The sequence below is a fragment of the Pseudarthrobacter sp. O4 genome (assembly GCF_050157025.1).
Lineage (GTDB): Bacteria > Actinomycetota > Actinomycetes > Actinomycetales > Micrococcaceae > Arthrobacter.
Window position 1 is genome coordinate 154,125 of the sequence record NZ_CP189591.1, and the last position, 15,840, is coordinate 169,964.

The 15,840-nt window shown below is 66.6% G+C and carries 15 protein-coding genes; 11 read left to right on the plus strand and 4 right to left on the minus strand.

The features are described 5' to 3' along the window. Nucleotides 1-65 precede the first annotated feature (65 nt). From ACQCSU_RS00720 to ACQCSU_RS00730, 3 genes are all read right to left on the minus strand, one after another. Nucleotides 66-752, minus strand: coding sequence for a hypothetical protein (locus tag ACQCSU_RS00720; protein WP_426977675.1), 687 nt, complete (start codon nucleotides 750-752; stop codon nucleotides 66-68). 115 nt (nucleotides 753-867) lie between these two features. After that, nucleotides 868-1,185: a PAAR domain-containing protein gene (locus ACQCSU_RS00725; protein ID WP_426977677.1), complete on the minus strand. Its 318-nt coding sequence runs from the start codon at nucleotides 1,183-1,185 to the stop codon at nucleotides 868-870. Nucleotides 1,186-1,192: 7 nt separating this feature from the next. Next, nucleotides 1,193-1,999, minus strand: a complete 807-nt coding sequence (locus ACQCSU_RS00730) for a hypothetical protein (protein WP_426977678.1) — start codon at nucleotides 1,997-1,999, stop codon at nucleotides 1,193-1,195. A gap of 265 nt (nucleotides 2,000-2,264) precedes the next feature. Here ACQCSU_RS00730 and ACQCSU_RS00735 point away from each other — a divergent pair, with 265 nt between their 5' ends. The 5 genes from ACQCSU_RS00735 (at nucleotide 2,265) to ACQCSU_RS00755 (ending at nucleotide 10,872) form a co-directional block, all read left to right on the plus strand. Beyond that, on the plus strand, nucleotides 2,265-2,888 hold the full coding sequence (locus ACQCSU_RS00735; RefSeq protein WP_426977680.1) for a LuxR C-terminal-related transcriptional regulator: 624 nt from the start codon (nucleotides 2,265-2,267) through the stop codon (nucleotides 2,886-2,888). Nucleotides 2,889-3,080: 192 nt separating this feature from the next. Continuing rightward, nucleotides 3,081-3,737 (plus strand): DUF4255 domain-containing protein, encoded by a 657-nt coding sequence (locus ACQCSU_RS00740; RefSeq protein ID WP_426977682.1) that lies wholly within the window; start codon nucleotides 3,081-3,083, stop codon nucleotides 3,735-3,737. 29 nt (nucleotides 3,738-3,766) lie between these two features. Beyond that, on the plus strand, nucleotides 3,767-5,854 hold the full coding sequence (locus ACQCSU_RS00745) for an ATP-binding protein (RefSeq protein ID WP_426977683.1): 2,088 nt from the start codon (nucleotides 3,767-3,769) through the stop codon (nucleotides 5,852-5,854). A gap of 128 nt (nucleotides 5,855-5,982) precedes the next feature. Further along, a complete protein-coding gene (locus ACQCSU_RS00750) occupies nucleotides 5,983-6,762 on the plus strand; it encodes a DUF4157 domain-containing protein (protein ID WP_426977684.1) in 780 nt (259 codons plus the stop codon). 18 nt (nucleotides 6,763-6,780) lie between these two features. Then, nucleotides 6,781-10,872: a phage tail protein gene (locus ACQCSU_RS00755; RefSeq protein ID WP_426977686.1), complete on the plus strand. Its 4,092-nt coding sequence runs from the start codon at nucleotides 6,781-6,783 to the stop codon at nucleotides 10,870-10,872. Nucleotides 10,873-11,013: 141 nt separating this feature from the next. On the opposite strand, the gene ACQCSU_RS00760 is transcribed toward ACQCSU_RS00755, so the two are convergent. After that, the gene (locus tag ACQCSU_RS00760; protein ID WP_426977688.1) at nucleotides 11,014-11,235 is read right to left on the minus strand and encodes a hypothetical protein; all 222 of its coding nucleotides are present in this window, start codon (nucleotides 11,233-11,235) and stop codon (nucleotides 11,014-11,016) included. 397 nt (nucleotides 11,236-11,632) lie between these two features. On the opposite strand from ACQCSU_RS00760, the gene ACQCSU_RS00765 reads away from it, so the two are divergent. From ACQCSU_RS00765 to ACQCSU_RS00790, 6 genes are all read left to right on the plus strand, one after another. Next, nucleotides 11,633-11,815, plus strand: a complete 183-nt coding sequence (locus tag ACQCSU_RS00765; RefSeq protein WP_426977690.1) for a hypothetical protein — start codon at nucleotides 11,633-11,635, stop codon at nucleotides 11,813-11,815. Beyond that, complete coding sequence (locus tag ACQCSU_RS00770) at nucleotides 11,816-12,259, plus strand: hypothetical protein (protein WP_426977692.1); 444 nt, start codon at nucleotides 11,816-11,818, stop codon at nucleotides 12,257-12,259. A 679-nt stretch (nucleotides 12,260-12,938) separates the two neighbouring features. Then, a complete protein-coding gene (locus tag ACQCSU_RS00775; protein WP_426977694.1) occupies nucleotides 12,939-14,495 on the plus strand; it encodes a phage tail sheath family protein in 1,557 nt (518 codons plus the stop codon). A 24-nt stretch (nucleotides 14,496-14,519) separates the two neighbouring features. Then, nucleotides 14,520-14,963, plus strand: a complete 444-nt coding sequence (locus tag ACQCSU_RS00780; RefSeq protein ID WP_426977696.1) for a phage tail protein — start codon at nucleotides 14,520-14,522, stop codon at nucleotides 14,961-14,963. Beyond that, on the plus strand, nucleotides 14,963-15,427 hold the full coding sequence (locus ACQCSU_RS00785) for a hypothetical protein (RefSeq protein ID WP_426977697.1): 465 nt from the start codon (nucleotides 14,963-14,965) through the stop codon (nucleotides 15,425-15,427). The genes ACQCSU_RS00780 and ACQCSU_RS00785 overlap by 1 nt, the downstream gene beginning before the upstream one ends. Next, nucleotides 15,424-15,582: a DUF6760 family protein gene (locus ACQCSU_RS00790; RefSeq protein WP_223986865.1), complete on the plus strand. Its 159-nt coding sequence runs from the start codon at nucleotides 15,424-15,426 to the stop codon at nucleotides 15,580-15,582. Before ACQCSU_RS00785 ends, ACQCSU_RS00790 begins: the two co-directional genes overlap by 4 nt. Nucleotides 15,583-15,840 lie beyond the last annotated feature (258 nt).

A 15,840-nucleotide genomic window follows, 5' to 3' on the forward strand; every position in this document is an offset into this window, starting at 1 on the left:
CGGCCGCCTGCGGCGCGAACAGGAGTCCGCTCATCTGCTGGAGCCGGCCATCGTCGAATTCTGCCTCAAAGTCTGCCCGAAGGCGCCGTGTTCCTAACGCACGTGCCCCTCACGCTGGATGCGTAGTGGATCAGGACCTTTCGCCCGAGAACCACAACGGGCGGACCGTTTACGAACGGAGCAGGACGCAATATGGGTACCCGACGTCGAGGCACTGCCTGCCTCGTTTTGGTCCTCCTGCTCGGCGTTGCAGCCTGTGGCCCCGGTATCCCCGGGCCCACTGAATCCCCTTCGTCGCCCACCCCCACGTCCGCTCCGCAGACGTCCGGAACCCCGTCGCCCACCCAGTCCACTGAGTCGCCCGGTCCGTCGCCCACCCAGTCCACTGAGTCGCCCGGTCCGTCGCCCACCCAGTCCAGCGAGTCACCCGGTCCGTCGCCCACCCAGTCCAGCGAGTCACCAAGTCCGTCGCCCGATACGTCTCCAAAACCTCCGGGACCGACCTGTACGTCGTCCCCGGGACCGGGATCGGGTGCGACGCCGTCGCCGTGCGTGATCTGTGTTTCGACGTCGCCGGCGGGACCGGGTGCGACGCCGTCGCCGTGCGTGACATGTGCGCCGGCGGGACCGGGCGCGTCGCCGTCGCCGTGCGTGATCTGTGTTTCGACGTCGCCGGCGGGATCGGGTGCGACGCCGTCGCCGTGCGTGACGCCCGTCGAATTGCAGGCGGGGACATGCGACCCCACAGGCACGGCGGTGACGCCGACAATGATGGCGACACCGGGTGTGACTCCGTCGCAGGCTCAGCCGTCATGCCCGTCCCTGGCCGCCGCCACTCCCTCGCCATGAGTGTCCGGGGCGGATCAGTCATCCGCCGATGATGACGGTGGGACACCCGGGGCCCGGCGCGATGGGTGTGCCGTGGAGACTCAGGTCACCCACCCGGGCGGCAGGAAAACCGCCGATCAGGACGGTCAGGCTGCCGCTCGCGATTCCGTTCGGTGCCGGCGAGACGCAGACGATGCCACCGGGCATGGAATTGGCGACGGCCGCCGGCATCCCGCCGATGAGAACGGTGACCACGGCCGCGGCGGCTGTGACGGGCCCACCGCCATGGGGTTTGGGGCCGTCGAACATTGGACACATCGCCGTGTCTCCGGCGCGAAGGGCAGGCCCGGTGGGCATGGGGAACCTATGACCGAGCCTGCACGGGGACGACGTAGTGGCTTCCGGGGACGGCAGCCGGCGCTGTGGGTTCCGCTGCAAACCTGAGCACCAGGAACCAAAGGGCCGCCAGGCCGAGGACCAGGAGCACGAGCAGGAGGACGGCTTTGAAGATCCAGGCAGGCAGTACCGGCTCCTGTACGTGGGTTCCGTCGAGCACCACCGGAGGTCCGTCCAGGGGTTGCGCAGCCACCGCGAAGGCGTGCGTCTCGGACCTGCCGCGCCAGATGGCTCTGAGCGCGCGCACCCGCACACGGGCAAATTCCACTGTTCCGGGCTGCACGGTAAGGACCGGCTCCCGCGAGGATATGTCCAACAGATCGCCGGGATCGGAACCCGTGAAGGTGACGGTGATGGGCACATTGCCGCGGTTGTCCACTGCCACCCGATGACTGGCGCCAAGCCGGCCCCGAGACGAACGGGGCATCAGCTCCGCCGCCGTCTCGTAGAACGGCAGAAGCTGGAGAACCCCTTCGGGCACAACGGCGTCTTCCGGATGTTCGGTCGGCACCACCTGAACCCCGTAGGGGAACTCGCCGGCCGGGACGGCGGCGGACCGCGGGGGCCGGAACTCCACCGAGGCGGTGGCTGCCTGGCCGGGGTAGATCGACACGAAGCCGGGCACGACTTCGGTCCATGAGCCGCTCGGGCCCACCACCCGGAGCCTGTACTCCTCCACGATTTCGCCGTCATTGCGGATGTGCAACGGGACGAACGCCTCACCGCCGGCCTCGAGGCTCACCACGCGCGAATCCAGCGTTGCAGTGGTGCTCACTGATCCTCCTCGCGAAACTGCGCTGCGTCCACCGGTGCACGGCGCCGTCGTCCAGCGCCGGTCGGTACTCCGAGGCTACGGCGGAAACCCACTGGCACAGCACAGCGGTGGGCCGGACTTCCGGGCACCGCTGCTGCCCGTTGAGCCTGTGTTGACTGCACGAAGAGCACCGTTCGCTATGGTCATCGCAGTGGGACAGAACGGGCAGACACGGCACCACCGTGCAGCCGCCCATGGCAGTCCCGGAGCCTAGATGGGAGGATTCATGGAACCAATAACTGTCCGCGTGCACGCACGTGACCCGATCTCCGAAGCCGGTGTCGCCAGCGAGTTGCGCGCCCGCCCAGAAGTCCGCGTAGTCAGGGCAGCCGAGGACGAGCATGCGCGGGTCGTCGTCGTCGTGTCGGACTCTGTGGACGACGACGCGCTGACGCTGCTCCGCATTGTGCAGCGGCGCGGCTTGTCCCGGGCCGTCCTCGTGGCGGGGCGTCTCGACGACGGCGATCTCGTCAAGGCTGTGGAAACCGGCGTGGTGGGCCTGGTCCGTCGCAGCGAAGCGACGCCGGACCGCCTGGTGTCCGTCATCATGGCCGCCGCTTCCGGTGAAGGCAGCGTGCCTCCGGATCTGCTCGGCAGGCTCCTGGACCAGGTCGGCAAACTCCAGCGGCATGTCCTGGGTCCGCGCGGAATCATGTTCACCGGACTGGCCCCGCGGGAAGTGGAGGTACTGCGGCTGCTGGCGGACGGGCTGGATACGTCCGAGATTGCGCACCAGCTCGCGTACTCGGAGCGAACGGTGAAAAACGTGGTCCACGATGTGACGACGCGTCTCCAGCTTCGCAACCGCTCCCACGCCGTTGCCTATGCACTCCGGGAGGGGCTGATTTAGGCCGTTGCCCCAAGAGCCCGCATCCGGTTCCCCTACCTGTGCCCGGCCCCGGCTGCGGGCGGCGCCTCCTGCCACCACAGTGGAAAGTGTCGTGTGCCGTGAGGCCCGCCGTGGTCCCTTGACGCCGGCGCCCAGGGGGAGGCCCAGTGCACCGACCAATAGGGCAGTACCGCTTAGGCAGGGAGACAGGCAGTGATAGCTCAGATTGACGACGCCCTGCGCGCCCTGGTCAGGAACGAAGCCCTGGGCGCCTCCGAAGTGGAAGTGGTCTTCGACGCGCCCACCAAGGACTGGGCCGCCCGGCGCAACGCGCCCACGGTCAACCTGTACCTCTATGACATCCGCGAGGACGTCCGCCGCCGGGAGCGCGGCTTTTCCGAACAGCGCGGAGACAACGGGTACGTCCGGACCCGGCGGCCCGCCCCGCGCCATTTCAAGCTGTCCTATCTCGTCACGGCCTGGACGCAGCGCCCGGAAGACGAGCACCGGCTGCTCGACCAGCTGCTGCGCTGCTTCCTCAAGCACGACGCGCTTCCGGATGACCTCGTGGTGGGTCCGCTCGCGGAGACCGGGCTCGTGGTGCCCGTGACTGTGGGACTTCCCCCGCCCGAAGACCGCGCATTCGCCGACGTCTGGTCCGCCCTGGGCGGAGAGCTGAAGCCGTCCCTGGACATCGTGGTCATCGCCCCGGTGGACACCGGCATTGTCTACGAGGCCGGGCCGCCGGCCTCGAAGGGCACCCATGTTGACATGGCGGACCTGACGGGCGGCGCTGCCGATGTGGGCCGCCACCAGCACACCGCTCCGTCTTCCCCGGTCCGCGGCCCGCTCCACCGGCCGGCACGGTGAAATTCCGGTGACAGTCCGGTGACGGCAAGATGACGGCGAACCCCAGCCTCGCGCACCTGCTCGGACGCGTCGGCGTGGTGGAGGAACGCATCCGCCTCCTGGTGGCGGCCCGGCGGGCCGAAGACCCCCAGCCCGATGATCCGTTCCGCGGGCTCTACCTCAGCGACGAGGCCGTGGACCGCCTGCTCGGCAGGGAACGTCTGTCCCCGGAGGGGGACGGGCAGGGAGACGGACTCGACGGGGCATCGCCCCGACAGCTGCGCTGCGAAGACCTTGCGGACACGGCGCAGACTGCAGGGCAACGGCTCCGGCTCCGGGAGCTGGCGTCCACGTTTGGCCTGACGCCCCTCGATATCGATCTGCTGCTGGTAGCGCTCGCGGCCGATCTCGACCCGCGCTTCGAGCAGCTCTTCGGCTACCTGAACGACGACGTCACGCGGCACCGCCCGTCGGCCGCCGTCGCGCTGGCGCTCTGCGGCACACCGCTGTCCGCGGCGGACGGCAGGGCCCGGCTGCTGTCCGGCCCGCTCATCAGCGGTGGCCTGCTGGCGGTGGAGGATCCCGACCGCCCGCTGCCCGGACGGGCGCTGCGGGTGCCGGACCGCGTCGTCGGACATCTCCTGGGCGACGACACCCCCGAGCCTGCCCTCCTGGCCGTTCTGGCCGAGCCTCCAGCCGTGATCTGGGGAGATGCTGCGCCGCTGGCCCGGGCCCTCGGGACGGGTATCCTGCTGGCCTATCTGAGGGAACCTGCCACGGGTTCGGGCCGTGTGCTGGCCGCTGGTGCGTTGCGCTCCGCGGGCTATGAGGCCGTATTTGTGGACCTGACCCGCCTGGCCGCCGAACGGGAACCGCTCCGGCTGGTGGAACTTGCGGTGCGGGAAGCAAGGCTCCGGGGCGCCGGGCTGGTGGCTGGGCCGATTGCCGCGGTGCCGGACCGTCCCGCGGTGCTGGCGGCACTGCACGCCGAACCGTTGCCTGTGCTGCTCACCGGCGAGGCCGCGTGGGATCCGGCGTGGACCAAGCGGCCGCCCCTGCTGGTGGACGTCCCGGCCAGCTCATCAGCCGAGAGATCGGAGCTGTGGCGGACAGCGCTCGGGCCCCTCAACGGGTTCGACGTCGGGGCAGCCACTTCGGCGTTCCGCCTGCGTCCGGAGCAGGTTGCCCGGGCTGCGGGCTCCGCGCAGGTGCAGGCCACCCTCAGCGCAGACGGCCGGATCACCGCCGCGCATCTCGCGGCGGGGGCGCGCGCCGAAAACGGTTCCGCGCTTGACCGCCTGGCCCGGCGGGTGGAACCGGTGGTGGGCTGGGATGACCTGGTCCTGCCCGATGCCGTGCTGCTGGCCCTGAAGGAGGTGGCACTGCGGGCCAGGCACCGGGAGCGGGTCCTCGGCGACTGGGCCATGCGTCCGGGGGCCGGCCGCGGACACGGGGTGGCGGCCCTCTTCGCCGGGGACTCGGGAACCGGCAAAACGATGTCCGCCGAAGTCGTGGCGCGGGAACTTGGACTGGACCTTTACGTGGTGGACCTGGCCACGGTCGTCGACAAATACGTGGGGGAGACGGAGAAGAATTTGGAGCGGATCTTCACCGCCGCTGCCGGCGTCAACGGGGTGCTGCTCTTCGACGAGGCCGACGCCGTCTTCGGGCGCCGCTCCGAGGTCAAGGACGCCCACGACCGCTACGCCAACATTGAGAGCGCCTACCTGTTGCAGCGGATGGAGACCTTCGACGGCCTGGCCATCCTGGCGACCAACCTGAGGGCGAACATCGACGAGGCCTTCACCCGGCGGCTGGACGTCGTCGTGGATTTCCCGCTGCCTGATGCCGAGCACCGGACCGTGCTGTGGGACCGGTGCCTCGGCCGGACACTGGAACGCGCCGGTGACATTGACCTTGCGTTCCTGGGCCGCGCCTTTGAACTGGCCGGCGGGGCCATCCGCTCTGCCGCAGTCACCGCCGCCTATCTCGCCGCGGACGACGGCGGGACGGTGACCATGGCGCACCTTGTCACCGCCGTGCAGCGCGAGTACCGCAAGCTCGGGCGCCTGACGCTCGAAAGTGAGTTCGGCCCGTACTGGGGAATGCTGGCCGCGTCGCGCCGGTTGAGCGGCTAGCACCGTGGCTGAGCCGGCGCAGTGCCCATTCGGGCAGGAGCGGCTGCCCTTTCCGGCGCCGGGCCGGCGCTTGCGGGGCGGCACCGCGGAGCGCATCGTCGGTGTAGGTCTGATGAAAGGGGTGCACCTTGCACAGCCACGACCACGACCAGTTCGACGCCGACAGACTGAGCTCCAAGCCAGCCCGGCCCGAAGCCAACGACACCGCCGTGCTGTACCGGGCGGCCGCGGCCGGCCGCACCGACGTCGTCGGATCCCGCGGCCTCCTGGCGCTGCAGCGCGCGGTCGGCAACAGCGGCGCCCGCGGTCTCGCCGAGGAGGAACGGTCGCCCGTGCTCGACGTCGTCTCTTCCGGCGGCGGCCAGCGGCTGGAGGAGCCGGTGCGGGCCGATATGGAGGGCCGCCTGGGCCACAGTTTCGCGGATGTACGCGTCCATACCGGGGAATCGGCGCACAATTCCGCAGCATCGGTGAACGCCCACGCCTACACGGTCGGATCCAACATCGTCTTCCAGCGAGGCAGGTATGATCCCGGATCGGACAGCGGCCGGACGATGCTCGCCCACGAACTCACCCATGTGGTCCAGCAGCGGAGCGGGCCGGTGGACGGGACCGCGACGGGAACCGGCGTGCGGGTCAGCGATCCGTCCGACCGGTTTGAACGTGAGGCAGCGGCCACGGCCGAGCGGGCCATGTCCGAACCCGCGGCTCCGGTAACCGCGCAGCGCTCCCCGGCGGGCGCCGTCGTCGTCCAGCGCGATGCTGGCGAGGACACCGCGCCGGGGACTTTCGTGGAAGGCGCCGCCGTCCAGCGCGCCGAGGCGGAAGAGGAGGAAACCGCCCAAGGGTCCTTCGTTGACGGGCAGGCGGTGCAGCGCGCAGAGGCGGAAGAGGAAGAGCCGGGCTGATCCCGGCCGGTGCGGCCCATGGCCACGACTTTCCAGAGCGGACCCGGTAAGGTTCCGGCGCAACGCGCCGGGCCCGCCGTAGCGCGCCAGGCTGCTGCCTGGAGTGACGTCACCGACGTCCTCGCCGCGGGCAGGCGGCGGGCCGGCGGCTATCCGCGGGCCGGCGTCGATCCTCGTGCCATGCTGGCGTTGCAGCGGCAGGCCGGCAACGCCGCCGTCGGTGCACTCATGGCGGCGAAGCTGAAATCCCCCGGGGAGCAGGCCGGCGCCGAGCTCGATGCAGCCCTGAAGGAGATCCGCAAGGACGAGCCCGCCGTCGCCACGGTCGAGAAGGGGCTCAAGGCCGCCCAAGCGGCCGGCGTGCCCGTTGACCTCGAGGGTCCCAAGCCCTCAGCCTCGGCACTGGCGGTTGCGAAGACGGGATTCGGACCCGGGCAGGTAGCCGGGAAGAAGCCGGTTCCACCCGCCAAGCCCGTCCCTGCCGTCAGCCCCCTGGGGAAAGCTGCAGGGGCGAAAATCGGCGGGCCGGGCAGGGGCTCCGTGGGAGGGAAGATTCCCGCTGCCGCGCACGCCGGGGCCAGCGGGGGAGCGGCCACCCTGGCCCCCGGTGCCCTGCCCGCCGACAAACTCTTACAGCCCCCGGTGGCACCCGTTACGGTGCGGCCCGAGGATGATCCGGCCTTCCGTCAGGTCACGGGCACCATCACGGGCTTCGCGCAGTCACGAAGGGCCCACCCTCCGGCTGCCGCCAAGGCCAAGGAAGCCCAGGCGGCCGCGCTTCCGCCGTCCGATGACGTCGCCGGTCAGGCGAAGGCGGCCAAGGTCGACACGATGGACGCCCAGCAGGCCGGTGCCTTCGACAAGAAGGCGTTCATCGCAGCCGTCAAGACGGCGATCGAGGCGAAGTCGCCAAAGACCCTTCAAGAGGCCGACGACTACAAGAAGTCCGGCAAGGCCGGTGAAGCCAAGGGAGAAGTCAAGGGCCTGGTCGGCCAGGGCAAGGAGGGCCAGGCCAAGGACATCGAGGCCGCCACCAGTGCCCCGCCGGACCAGTCCAAGGCCGTCCCGAAGCCGGTCACCCCGATGGCCCAGGAGCAGCCGGGTCAGGCGATGCCGGTCCCAGCCGCAGGCGCCGTGCCCAAGCCGGCTCCGGCCGAGCAGGTCAACCTCGCTGCCGGACAGCATCAGGCCAACCAGGAGATGGCCGACGCCGAGGTCAGCGAACAGCAATTGGCGCAGTCAAACGAACCTGAGTTCCAGCAGGGACTGGCCGGCAAGCACGCCGCCGCCGAGCATGCCCAGACCGCACCCGCGGAGTTCCGCCAGCAGGAGCAGCAGGTCCTTCAGCAGGGCAAAGCCGAGGCCGGGGCGGAGACCACGGCGGGGGTGACGGGGATGCAAAGCGCCAAGGCGACGGCGCTGGCCAACCTGGTCGCGGACAAGGGCAAGGCCAAGTCCAAGGACGAATCAAAACGCGCCGAGGTCACGGCGAAAGTGCAGGGCATCTTCGCCGCAACCGAGGCCGACGTAAAAAAGACCCTCGACGGAATCGACCCGAAGGTGGATGCTGCCTTCACCGAGGGCGAGGCCCGGGCGCGGTCGGTGTTCGAAGCCTACGTCGAGGCAAAGATGTCGGCGTACAAGAAGGACCGGTACGGCGGCTGGCTCGGAGGGTACCGCTGGCTCCGGGACAAGATCGCGGGCATGCCCGCGAAGGTCAACGAGTTTTACGAGGCCGGCCGCGAGCTTTATCTCCAGCAGATGGACGGCGTCATCTCGAACGTGGCGAACATTGTCGGGACCGAGCTGGACAAGGCCAAGCAGCGCATCGCCAGGGGCAGGGCCGAGATCGCCTCGTACGTCAAGAGCCTGCCCGCCGACCTCCAGAAGGTCGGCTCCGAGGCGACGAAGGAAATCGGTGACAAGTTCGAGGCGCTCGAGGGCGACGTCAACGCCAAGCAGGAGTCTGTGGTGGACGCCCTCGCCACGAAGTACGTCGAGGCGCGCAAGGGCCTCGACGAGCGGATCGAGGCACTGCAGGCGGAGAACAAGGGGTTGGTGGACAAGGCGATCGGCGCGATCAAGGCGATCATCAACACCATCCGCGAGCTCGCCACGATGCTCAAGAACGTGCTCTCCCGCGCCGCGGGCGTCGTGGGGGACATTATCAAGAACCCCGTCGCTTTCCTGGGCAACCTGATCGAGGGTGTGAAGGGCGGCATCCTCAAGTTCAAGGACAACATCCTTGGCCACCTCAAGAAGGGCCTGATGGGCTGGCTGTTCGGCGCCCTGGCGGAGGGCGGCGTCGAGCTCCCGGACACCTTCGATATCAAGGGCATCATCAAACTGCTCGCCTCGATCTTCGGGCTGACATGGGCCAACATCCGCAACCGGCTCGTCAAGCAGATCGGCGAAAAGGCGATGGCCGCCGTGGAGAAGGGCGTCGAGATCTTCCAGGTCATCGCCAGCCAGGGCGTTGCGGGCCTGTGGCAGATGCTCCTGGAGAAACTCGGCAACATCAAGGACATGATCCTCGAGCAGGTCAAGGACTTCGTGATCACCAAGGTAATCACCGCCGGCATCACCTGGCTCATCGGCCTGCTCAACCCTGCCGCGGCGTTCATCAAGGCCTGCAAGCTGATCTACGACGTCGTGATGTTCTTCGTGAACAACGCCGAGCGGATCATGAAGTTCGTCAACACCATCATCGACTCGGTTGCCGACATCGTGCGCGGCAACGTCAGCAGCGTGGTGAACAAGATCAACGATGTCCTGGGCCAGATGGTCCCGATCCTCATCGGCTTCCTCGCCAGCGTGATCGGCATCGGCGGCATCGGCCACAAGATCCGGCAGATCATCGAGACGCTGCAGAAGCCGGTCAACAAGGCCCTCGACTTCGTGATCAAGACCGGCCTCAAGCTGGCAGGGCCGATCATCCGGGGGATCAAGGGTTTCGCCGGGAAGGTGAAGGCGAAGGTCGCCGCGGGGAAGGCGTGGGTGAAGGGGAAGGCGGCGGCTGGAAAGGCCAAAGTCCTGGCCGGAGCGAGGGCAGTGGGCGAAAAGCTAAAGCTCATTCGGCGACCGTTCCGTCTCGGCTCCGAAGTGCACACGCTGACCCTTCGCCCGGGGCCGCAACCGTCACTCATGATGGCTTCCAGCACCGAACATCTCGTCACGAAGCTGCGTCGCGAGATCGCGCTTACCGCCGGGCACCCCGAGCAGACGACTGCTGCAGGGACTCTGCTCGCCCAGGCCGAGAGTCATGTCGAGCTCAGCAAGAGTGCTCAGCCAGAAGATCTGACCCTCCAGACTGGACTCGACTCATTAGTACGCAATCTGGGTACCTACGGCCGGACCTACGGTGTGTCTGATATCGGAAGTCGCGTGACTCCGGCGACGGCCCAGGCGGTCGACGAGGCGTCGATCAAGGCCGCGATAGCGACCGCCGAGTCCGAGAAACGGAAGGCCGTGGCACGTCACAAGAAGGAGGGCGGAGACCGCGGGGAGGTCTGGGCCAGCGGCGGGGGCGACCTCGTTCCACAGGGCGCGGGCGAGGCACCTGCGGAAGGGGAGACAGTGGGACGCATGACTCCGTACGTCGCAGCGGAGATGGCGAAGTTCACCGAACTAGCGCCCGCCCACGACATTGACGCGATGACCATCCTGACACCGGCTGCCCAGAAAGAACTAAAGAGCCTGGAGGCGCGAGCCGAGGCTGCTAAGACGGACAAGACACGCGAGAAGCGGGAGACGGAGATTAAGAGCCTGCTGCGCCGCACGGGAAGCTACGTCCACGGGCAAAGCTACGAGGGGCGTAACAAGGAGCTGCGGGAGGCACACAGCCTAGAGACCAATGAGTGGCTGCCTCGTCGAAGTCCTCGCGACCAAGGCATCCCAGGCCGTGCCGACCTGGTGCACGCAGAGAAGAACATCTACCGCATGAACGGCGCACAGGCCATCGGGGTCTCCACCCTGCCTCAATGCGCTCAGTGCATCTTGTGGTTCAAGGACCAGGCTGTCAGCGGCAAGAAGTTCATAGTCGTGGCCTCAGACCACGTGCGCGTGTTCATGCCCGATGGAGCCATCAAGAGCACGAAAGACTTCAAGTAGACCCACTGAATGGGACGTCAGGCCACGCTGTTCTACGTCGAGGATGTCGACGCCGGAGCTCGCGCCGGCACCGGAGGCGGTCATCGGTTCGCCAGCACTTGAGGGCGAGGCGCCCCCGACTGCCGTGCGACCAATAATTGCCTAACGGAAGGCGACCAGTTCCGCCACGAGGTCCACTTTGAATGGGCGACGCGGATTCCTGCCGGCTCCAAAGCCGAAACGCCGCTGGCCAAATGCGGCTTCGTCAACGGCTTCCTCAAGGACGTCGAAGACATCCAGGGCGTCGACCGGTCCAAGATTGTCGCCGTCGCAGTGGAGGTCCTCACGGGTCTGGCTGACTCCATGCCGGACCGGGACATGCACCGCCTCCGCGGCGGACTCCCGGGGCGTCCAACTTCATCGAGCATGCCGTCTATGGAACGGCCTGGCGGGTCGCCCTGAAGATCAAGACCGGATCCGCGCGCCGCATGCACTTCTGGCGCGCCACGGACGGGATGATCCGTTTCGCCACCGTCGGCGTCCACGACGACATGGGCATTTGATGGCTTCGGCAGAAGGCTACCCGGCCTGTGAAAGTCGCCCCGGGCGGAGATACAAAGCTCGGGTCGGATTGGCCAGCTCACCCGCATCGCCTCTGGCGTAGTCCGCGCAATTCCAGAAATGGAATTACTTCAGCATGGACAAAGCTCCGCTCACGGGTCCACCATTAGTTTCCAACAGGTGTAGTGAGCGAAGAACACGATGCCAGGAGGCGAATCCAATGGCGGACTCCGCTGAGAAAAAGCCAAACCACAAGCTCGAACCGCAAACTCATGCCGAGGCCGTGAGTAAACTCCACGGAGGCGGGCGCTTTGAGGAACTCAAAGAAATTCAACCGAATAGTCAATCCGAGGAGACGGCCGGCACATTTTCTCCCAAGGGCAAAGGCGAGAAGGGCAGATAGATGCCTTTCGTCCACATACCCGCCGTCTACGCGGCTGACCCGGGGGACATATGGACACCCAAGGAGTCCTTTGTCTCATCTGATCCATTCGCAATAGTCATACGGGCCCAAGTGTCCAGTGACCTAGTAAAGGCGGGACTGTCGTACGACGCTGTCTTCCAAATGGTCAATCCGAGACAGGACCCCTACCGGGGAAGCTGGTTTACATATACGGGCAACTCCATATTTGACATGGTGACCCGGGATTACCACTGGAACGGTGTGCCCTTCCAATGGACCGACTTCGCTGCATGGGTATCGTGGGGGCACTACGCGGACGCGGTGAGTCAAGTCCTCGGCGGGGAGAAGCTGAAGGGGCTCTTCATCGTTCGCGGCACCATCGATGTCGTGGGCAGCAGTCTATTCGCCCACTCTGAGGGCTCCTGGTACAAAGTCGTCCCGTAGCCCGGGGTTTTCATCGTGGGTGGCCTGAACTGGTGTGTTTAAACGATGAATGGGTGCTCTTTTGGTGACGCTTTCGGCGAGTGAGGGCACAAGGGATAGGTTACCCAGCGCGGCGCCTCTATCTCCTCAGGACCGTGCGGGTTAGCCGCGTTGCTCAGAACGGCGGTAACGCCCCAGGGCGGACGAACGACGCGACTGACGACGCATACGCGACCGCCGACCGACGTCGGCGGCGCCGCGTGAAAGGTCGGCCAGCATTGAGGCCCAGGCAGTGTCGTCGCCTCGTTCTTGGCGGCGCTAGTGTCGTTGTCGACGTACTCGCGGGCGCCGATCCGGCCCTAGCCTCGACCAGGGCGCGGCACCTGGCGATCTTACGCTGGACACTCTCAAGGACGTCCTCGGACTGACGGGCGTATATGGCGACATTGTGTAAACGGGTCATACATTTAATGTCCGTTTCAGCCACAAGAATCGCTCTGTGGCCCGCGCTGCTGGGTTCACCTGACATTGTCACGCGTGCGTCAGTTTCCAGGCCGTCATCAGCGTCTATGAGCAGTCATTTCATTTCCTGCCCCTTCGTGCACACCATCCTTCCCGTCAGCGCATCCGCATAGCCGTGCCGCCCCACTCCACCCCGCGGGACCCTTGAACCACGTTTTGGGTTCAACGAGGAGACAAAATGCCAAGCTATCTTTCGCCAGGAGTCTACGTAAACGAGGTCGCGGCGGGCACTCGTCCCATCGAGGGTGTAGGCACAGCAGTCGCTGCCTTCGTAGGGCTGGCCTCGAAGGGTCCGGATAACCAGCCGACTCTCGTGTCCAACTGGACCCAATTCTCCGAAACCTTTGGAGACTTCGTGCCAGGTTCGTATCTTGCCCACGCGGTCTACGGCTACTTCCTCAACGGGGGAGGGAACTGCTACGTGGTGCGCATCGGCGCCGACGGAGCACGGGAAGATAAGCCGAAGCAACAGCAGAAAGCCGTGACGGCCGCCCCGACGGCTGAACTCGGCGGATACCGGCTGACGGCTAAATCCACTGCGGCTAACCCCAAGCCCGTGACGGTCGAAATCGCCGACCCGGGCGGCGAGAATCCATCCGAGGACCAGTTCAGGATTGTCATCACGGCAGAGGGCAAGCCGCCTGAGGTGTGGGACAACGTCACCACCAAGCGCGGCAACAATAACGCTGCCACCAAGATCAGTGCTGAATCCAAGATCGTCACCATCGAGGAGGTCGCCACTGGCGGTGCCCTGGTCAAACCCGACAAGGGGACGGTCCAGCTGGTCGCCCCGGAGCCGGAGCCTGAGCCGCCAACCACGGACGAGCTGAACGTGAACGATTACGTGGGCGACGCAGCGGACCGCACCGGGTTCAGCGGCCTCGAAGCCGTCGACGAAGTAACGATGGTCGCGGTGCCGGACCTGATGGCCGCCTTTGAGCAGGGCTCCATCGATCTTGAAACCGTCAAGGCCGTGCAACTGGCCGCCATTGCCCATTGCGAGCTGATGGGGGACCGGATCGCCATCATCGACCCGCCGCCCAACCTCAACGCCCAGCAGATCAAGAACTGGCGTATGGACGGCGGCGGCTACGACTCGAAGTTCGCCGCCCTCTACTGGCCGTGGGTGAAGGCCTTCGACCCCAGCACCGGAACGAACAGGTTCATCCCGCCGTCGGGTCACATGGCCGGTGTTTGGGCGCGGAACGACGACACCCGCGGCGTCCACAAGGCGCCCGCCAACGAGGTGATCCGCGGCGTCACCAGCCTGCAGACCCAGATCACGAAAACGGAACAGGAACTGCTGAACCCCATCGGCGTCAACTGCATCCGTACCTTCCCGGGCCGCGGCATCCGCGTCTGGGGGGCGCGCACCATGTCCAGCGACGCCGAATGGCGCTACCTGAACGTCCGCCGCCTCTTCAACTATCTGGAGGAGTCCATCCTGCAGGGAACCCAGTGGGCGGTCTTCGAACCGAACGACCCTGCCCTGTGGGCGCGCATCCGCCGCACCATCAGTGCCTTCCTGACCAACGAATGGCGCAAGGGGGCGCTCTTCGGGCTCACGCCCGAACAGGCATTCTTCGTCAAGTGTGATTCGGAGACCAACCCGGCCGAGGGTATCGACGCCGGCCAGGTGGTCTGCCAGATCGGTGTTGCTCCGGTGAAGCCGGCCGAGTTCGTCATTTTCCAGCTGTCCCAGTTCTCCGGCGGCACCAGCCTCGTGAGCGAGTAATCCCAGTTCAAAAGGAGCAAGACCATGGCCCTCGGCGATTTTGACAATTCACCGGCCAATGCGTTCACGGTCACGATCGACGGCATTGAAGTGCCGAGGGTGATCGAAGTGAGCGGCCTCAAGTCCGAGGTCGACAAGATCGAGCTGAAGCAGCAGACCAAGGACGGAAAATATGTTGTCCGCCAGCTGATTGGCCGGCCGAAACCTGGGGAGCTGACTGTCACCAGGGGACTTACCGAGAGCAAGACCGTGACGGACTGGCTCAAGACGGTCATGGAGGGCGACGTCGCCGGGGCACGCAAGACAGCCGCCGTCTCGCTCCTTGACTACAAGGGGGACACGCTGAAGACCTACAACTTCGTCAATTGCTGGGTGAAGAGCATCGAACTGAATTCCCTGAAGGCCGGTGCCACGGAGCAGGCCACGGAGAAGTTCGTCATCTGCTACGACGAAGCCACCATCTCGTGATGCAGCGGACCCATGGCGGGGCGGTGCTGCCGGAGCCGGAAGCGGATGCCTCCGGGGCTCCGGCCGGCCGGGGGCCGGAGAATGGGCGTCAGCCGCTCCGCACCGAGTTCAGCTTTGAGCTTCCACGCGGCTACGTGGACCAGGACGGGACCGTGCACAAATCTGGAGTCATGCGTTTGGCAACGGCCCGGGACGAACTGCTGCCGCTCTATGACGCACGGGTCCAGGAGAACGCTGCCTACACGACCGTGGTCCTGCTCGGCAGGGTCATCACCTCCCTCGGCACGCTGGGAGCCGTCACGTCCGCCGTCGTGGAAAACATGTTCGCCTCCGACGTTGCCTTCCTGCAGGACTTCTACCGGCGGATCAACGCCGAGGGCCACACCCGGATTGCCGTAACGTGCCCGGAATGCTCCCACCGCTTCACCGCCGACCTCGCCGGTGGCCGCCTGGGGGAATCATGACGTACGCGCCGGACCGGATCTACGAGGAGGTGTCGTACGTGGCTTATCACTTCCACTGGCCACTCGATGACATCCTGGATCTGGAACACGGGCAGCGGCTTCGCTATGTCCGTGAAATCGCGGCCATCAACACGCGCCTCTCCCAGGAGCGGTGAACCATGCGGTGGCCGTGGCAGCGCGGGGCGCCCGAGGCCCGGGCGGATGAGGCACCGCGCGAGCCGGTGACATCGGCAACGGTTGAGGACCGGGTTCCCCCCAGCGGCTGGGCCTTCCTGCCGCCGCTGCAACGCACTATCGGTAGCGTTCGACTCACCTCGGATCCTGAACATTTCGCCGGTGCGCTCTCCTCCTGGGGCGACCCCTCCTTCACCGGCCCCATGGCCCACCTGATCAGCGCACAGGCGCCACCGGGC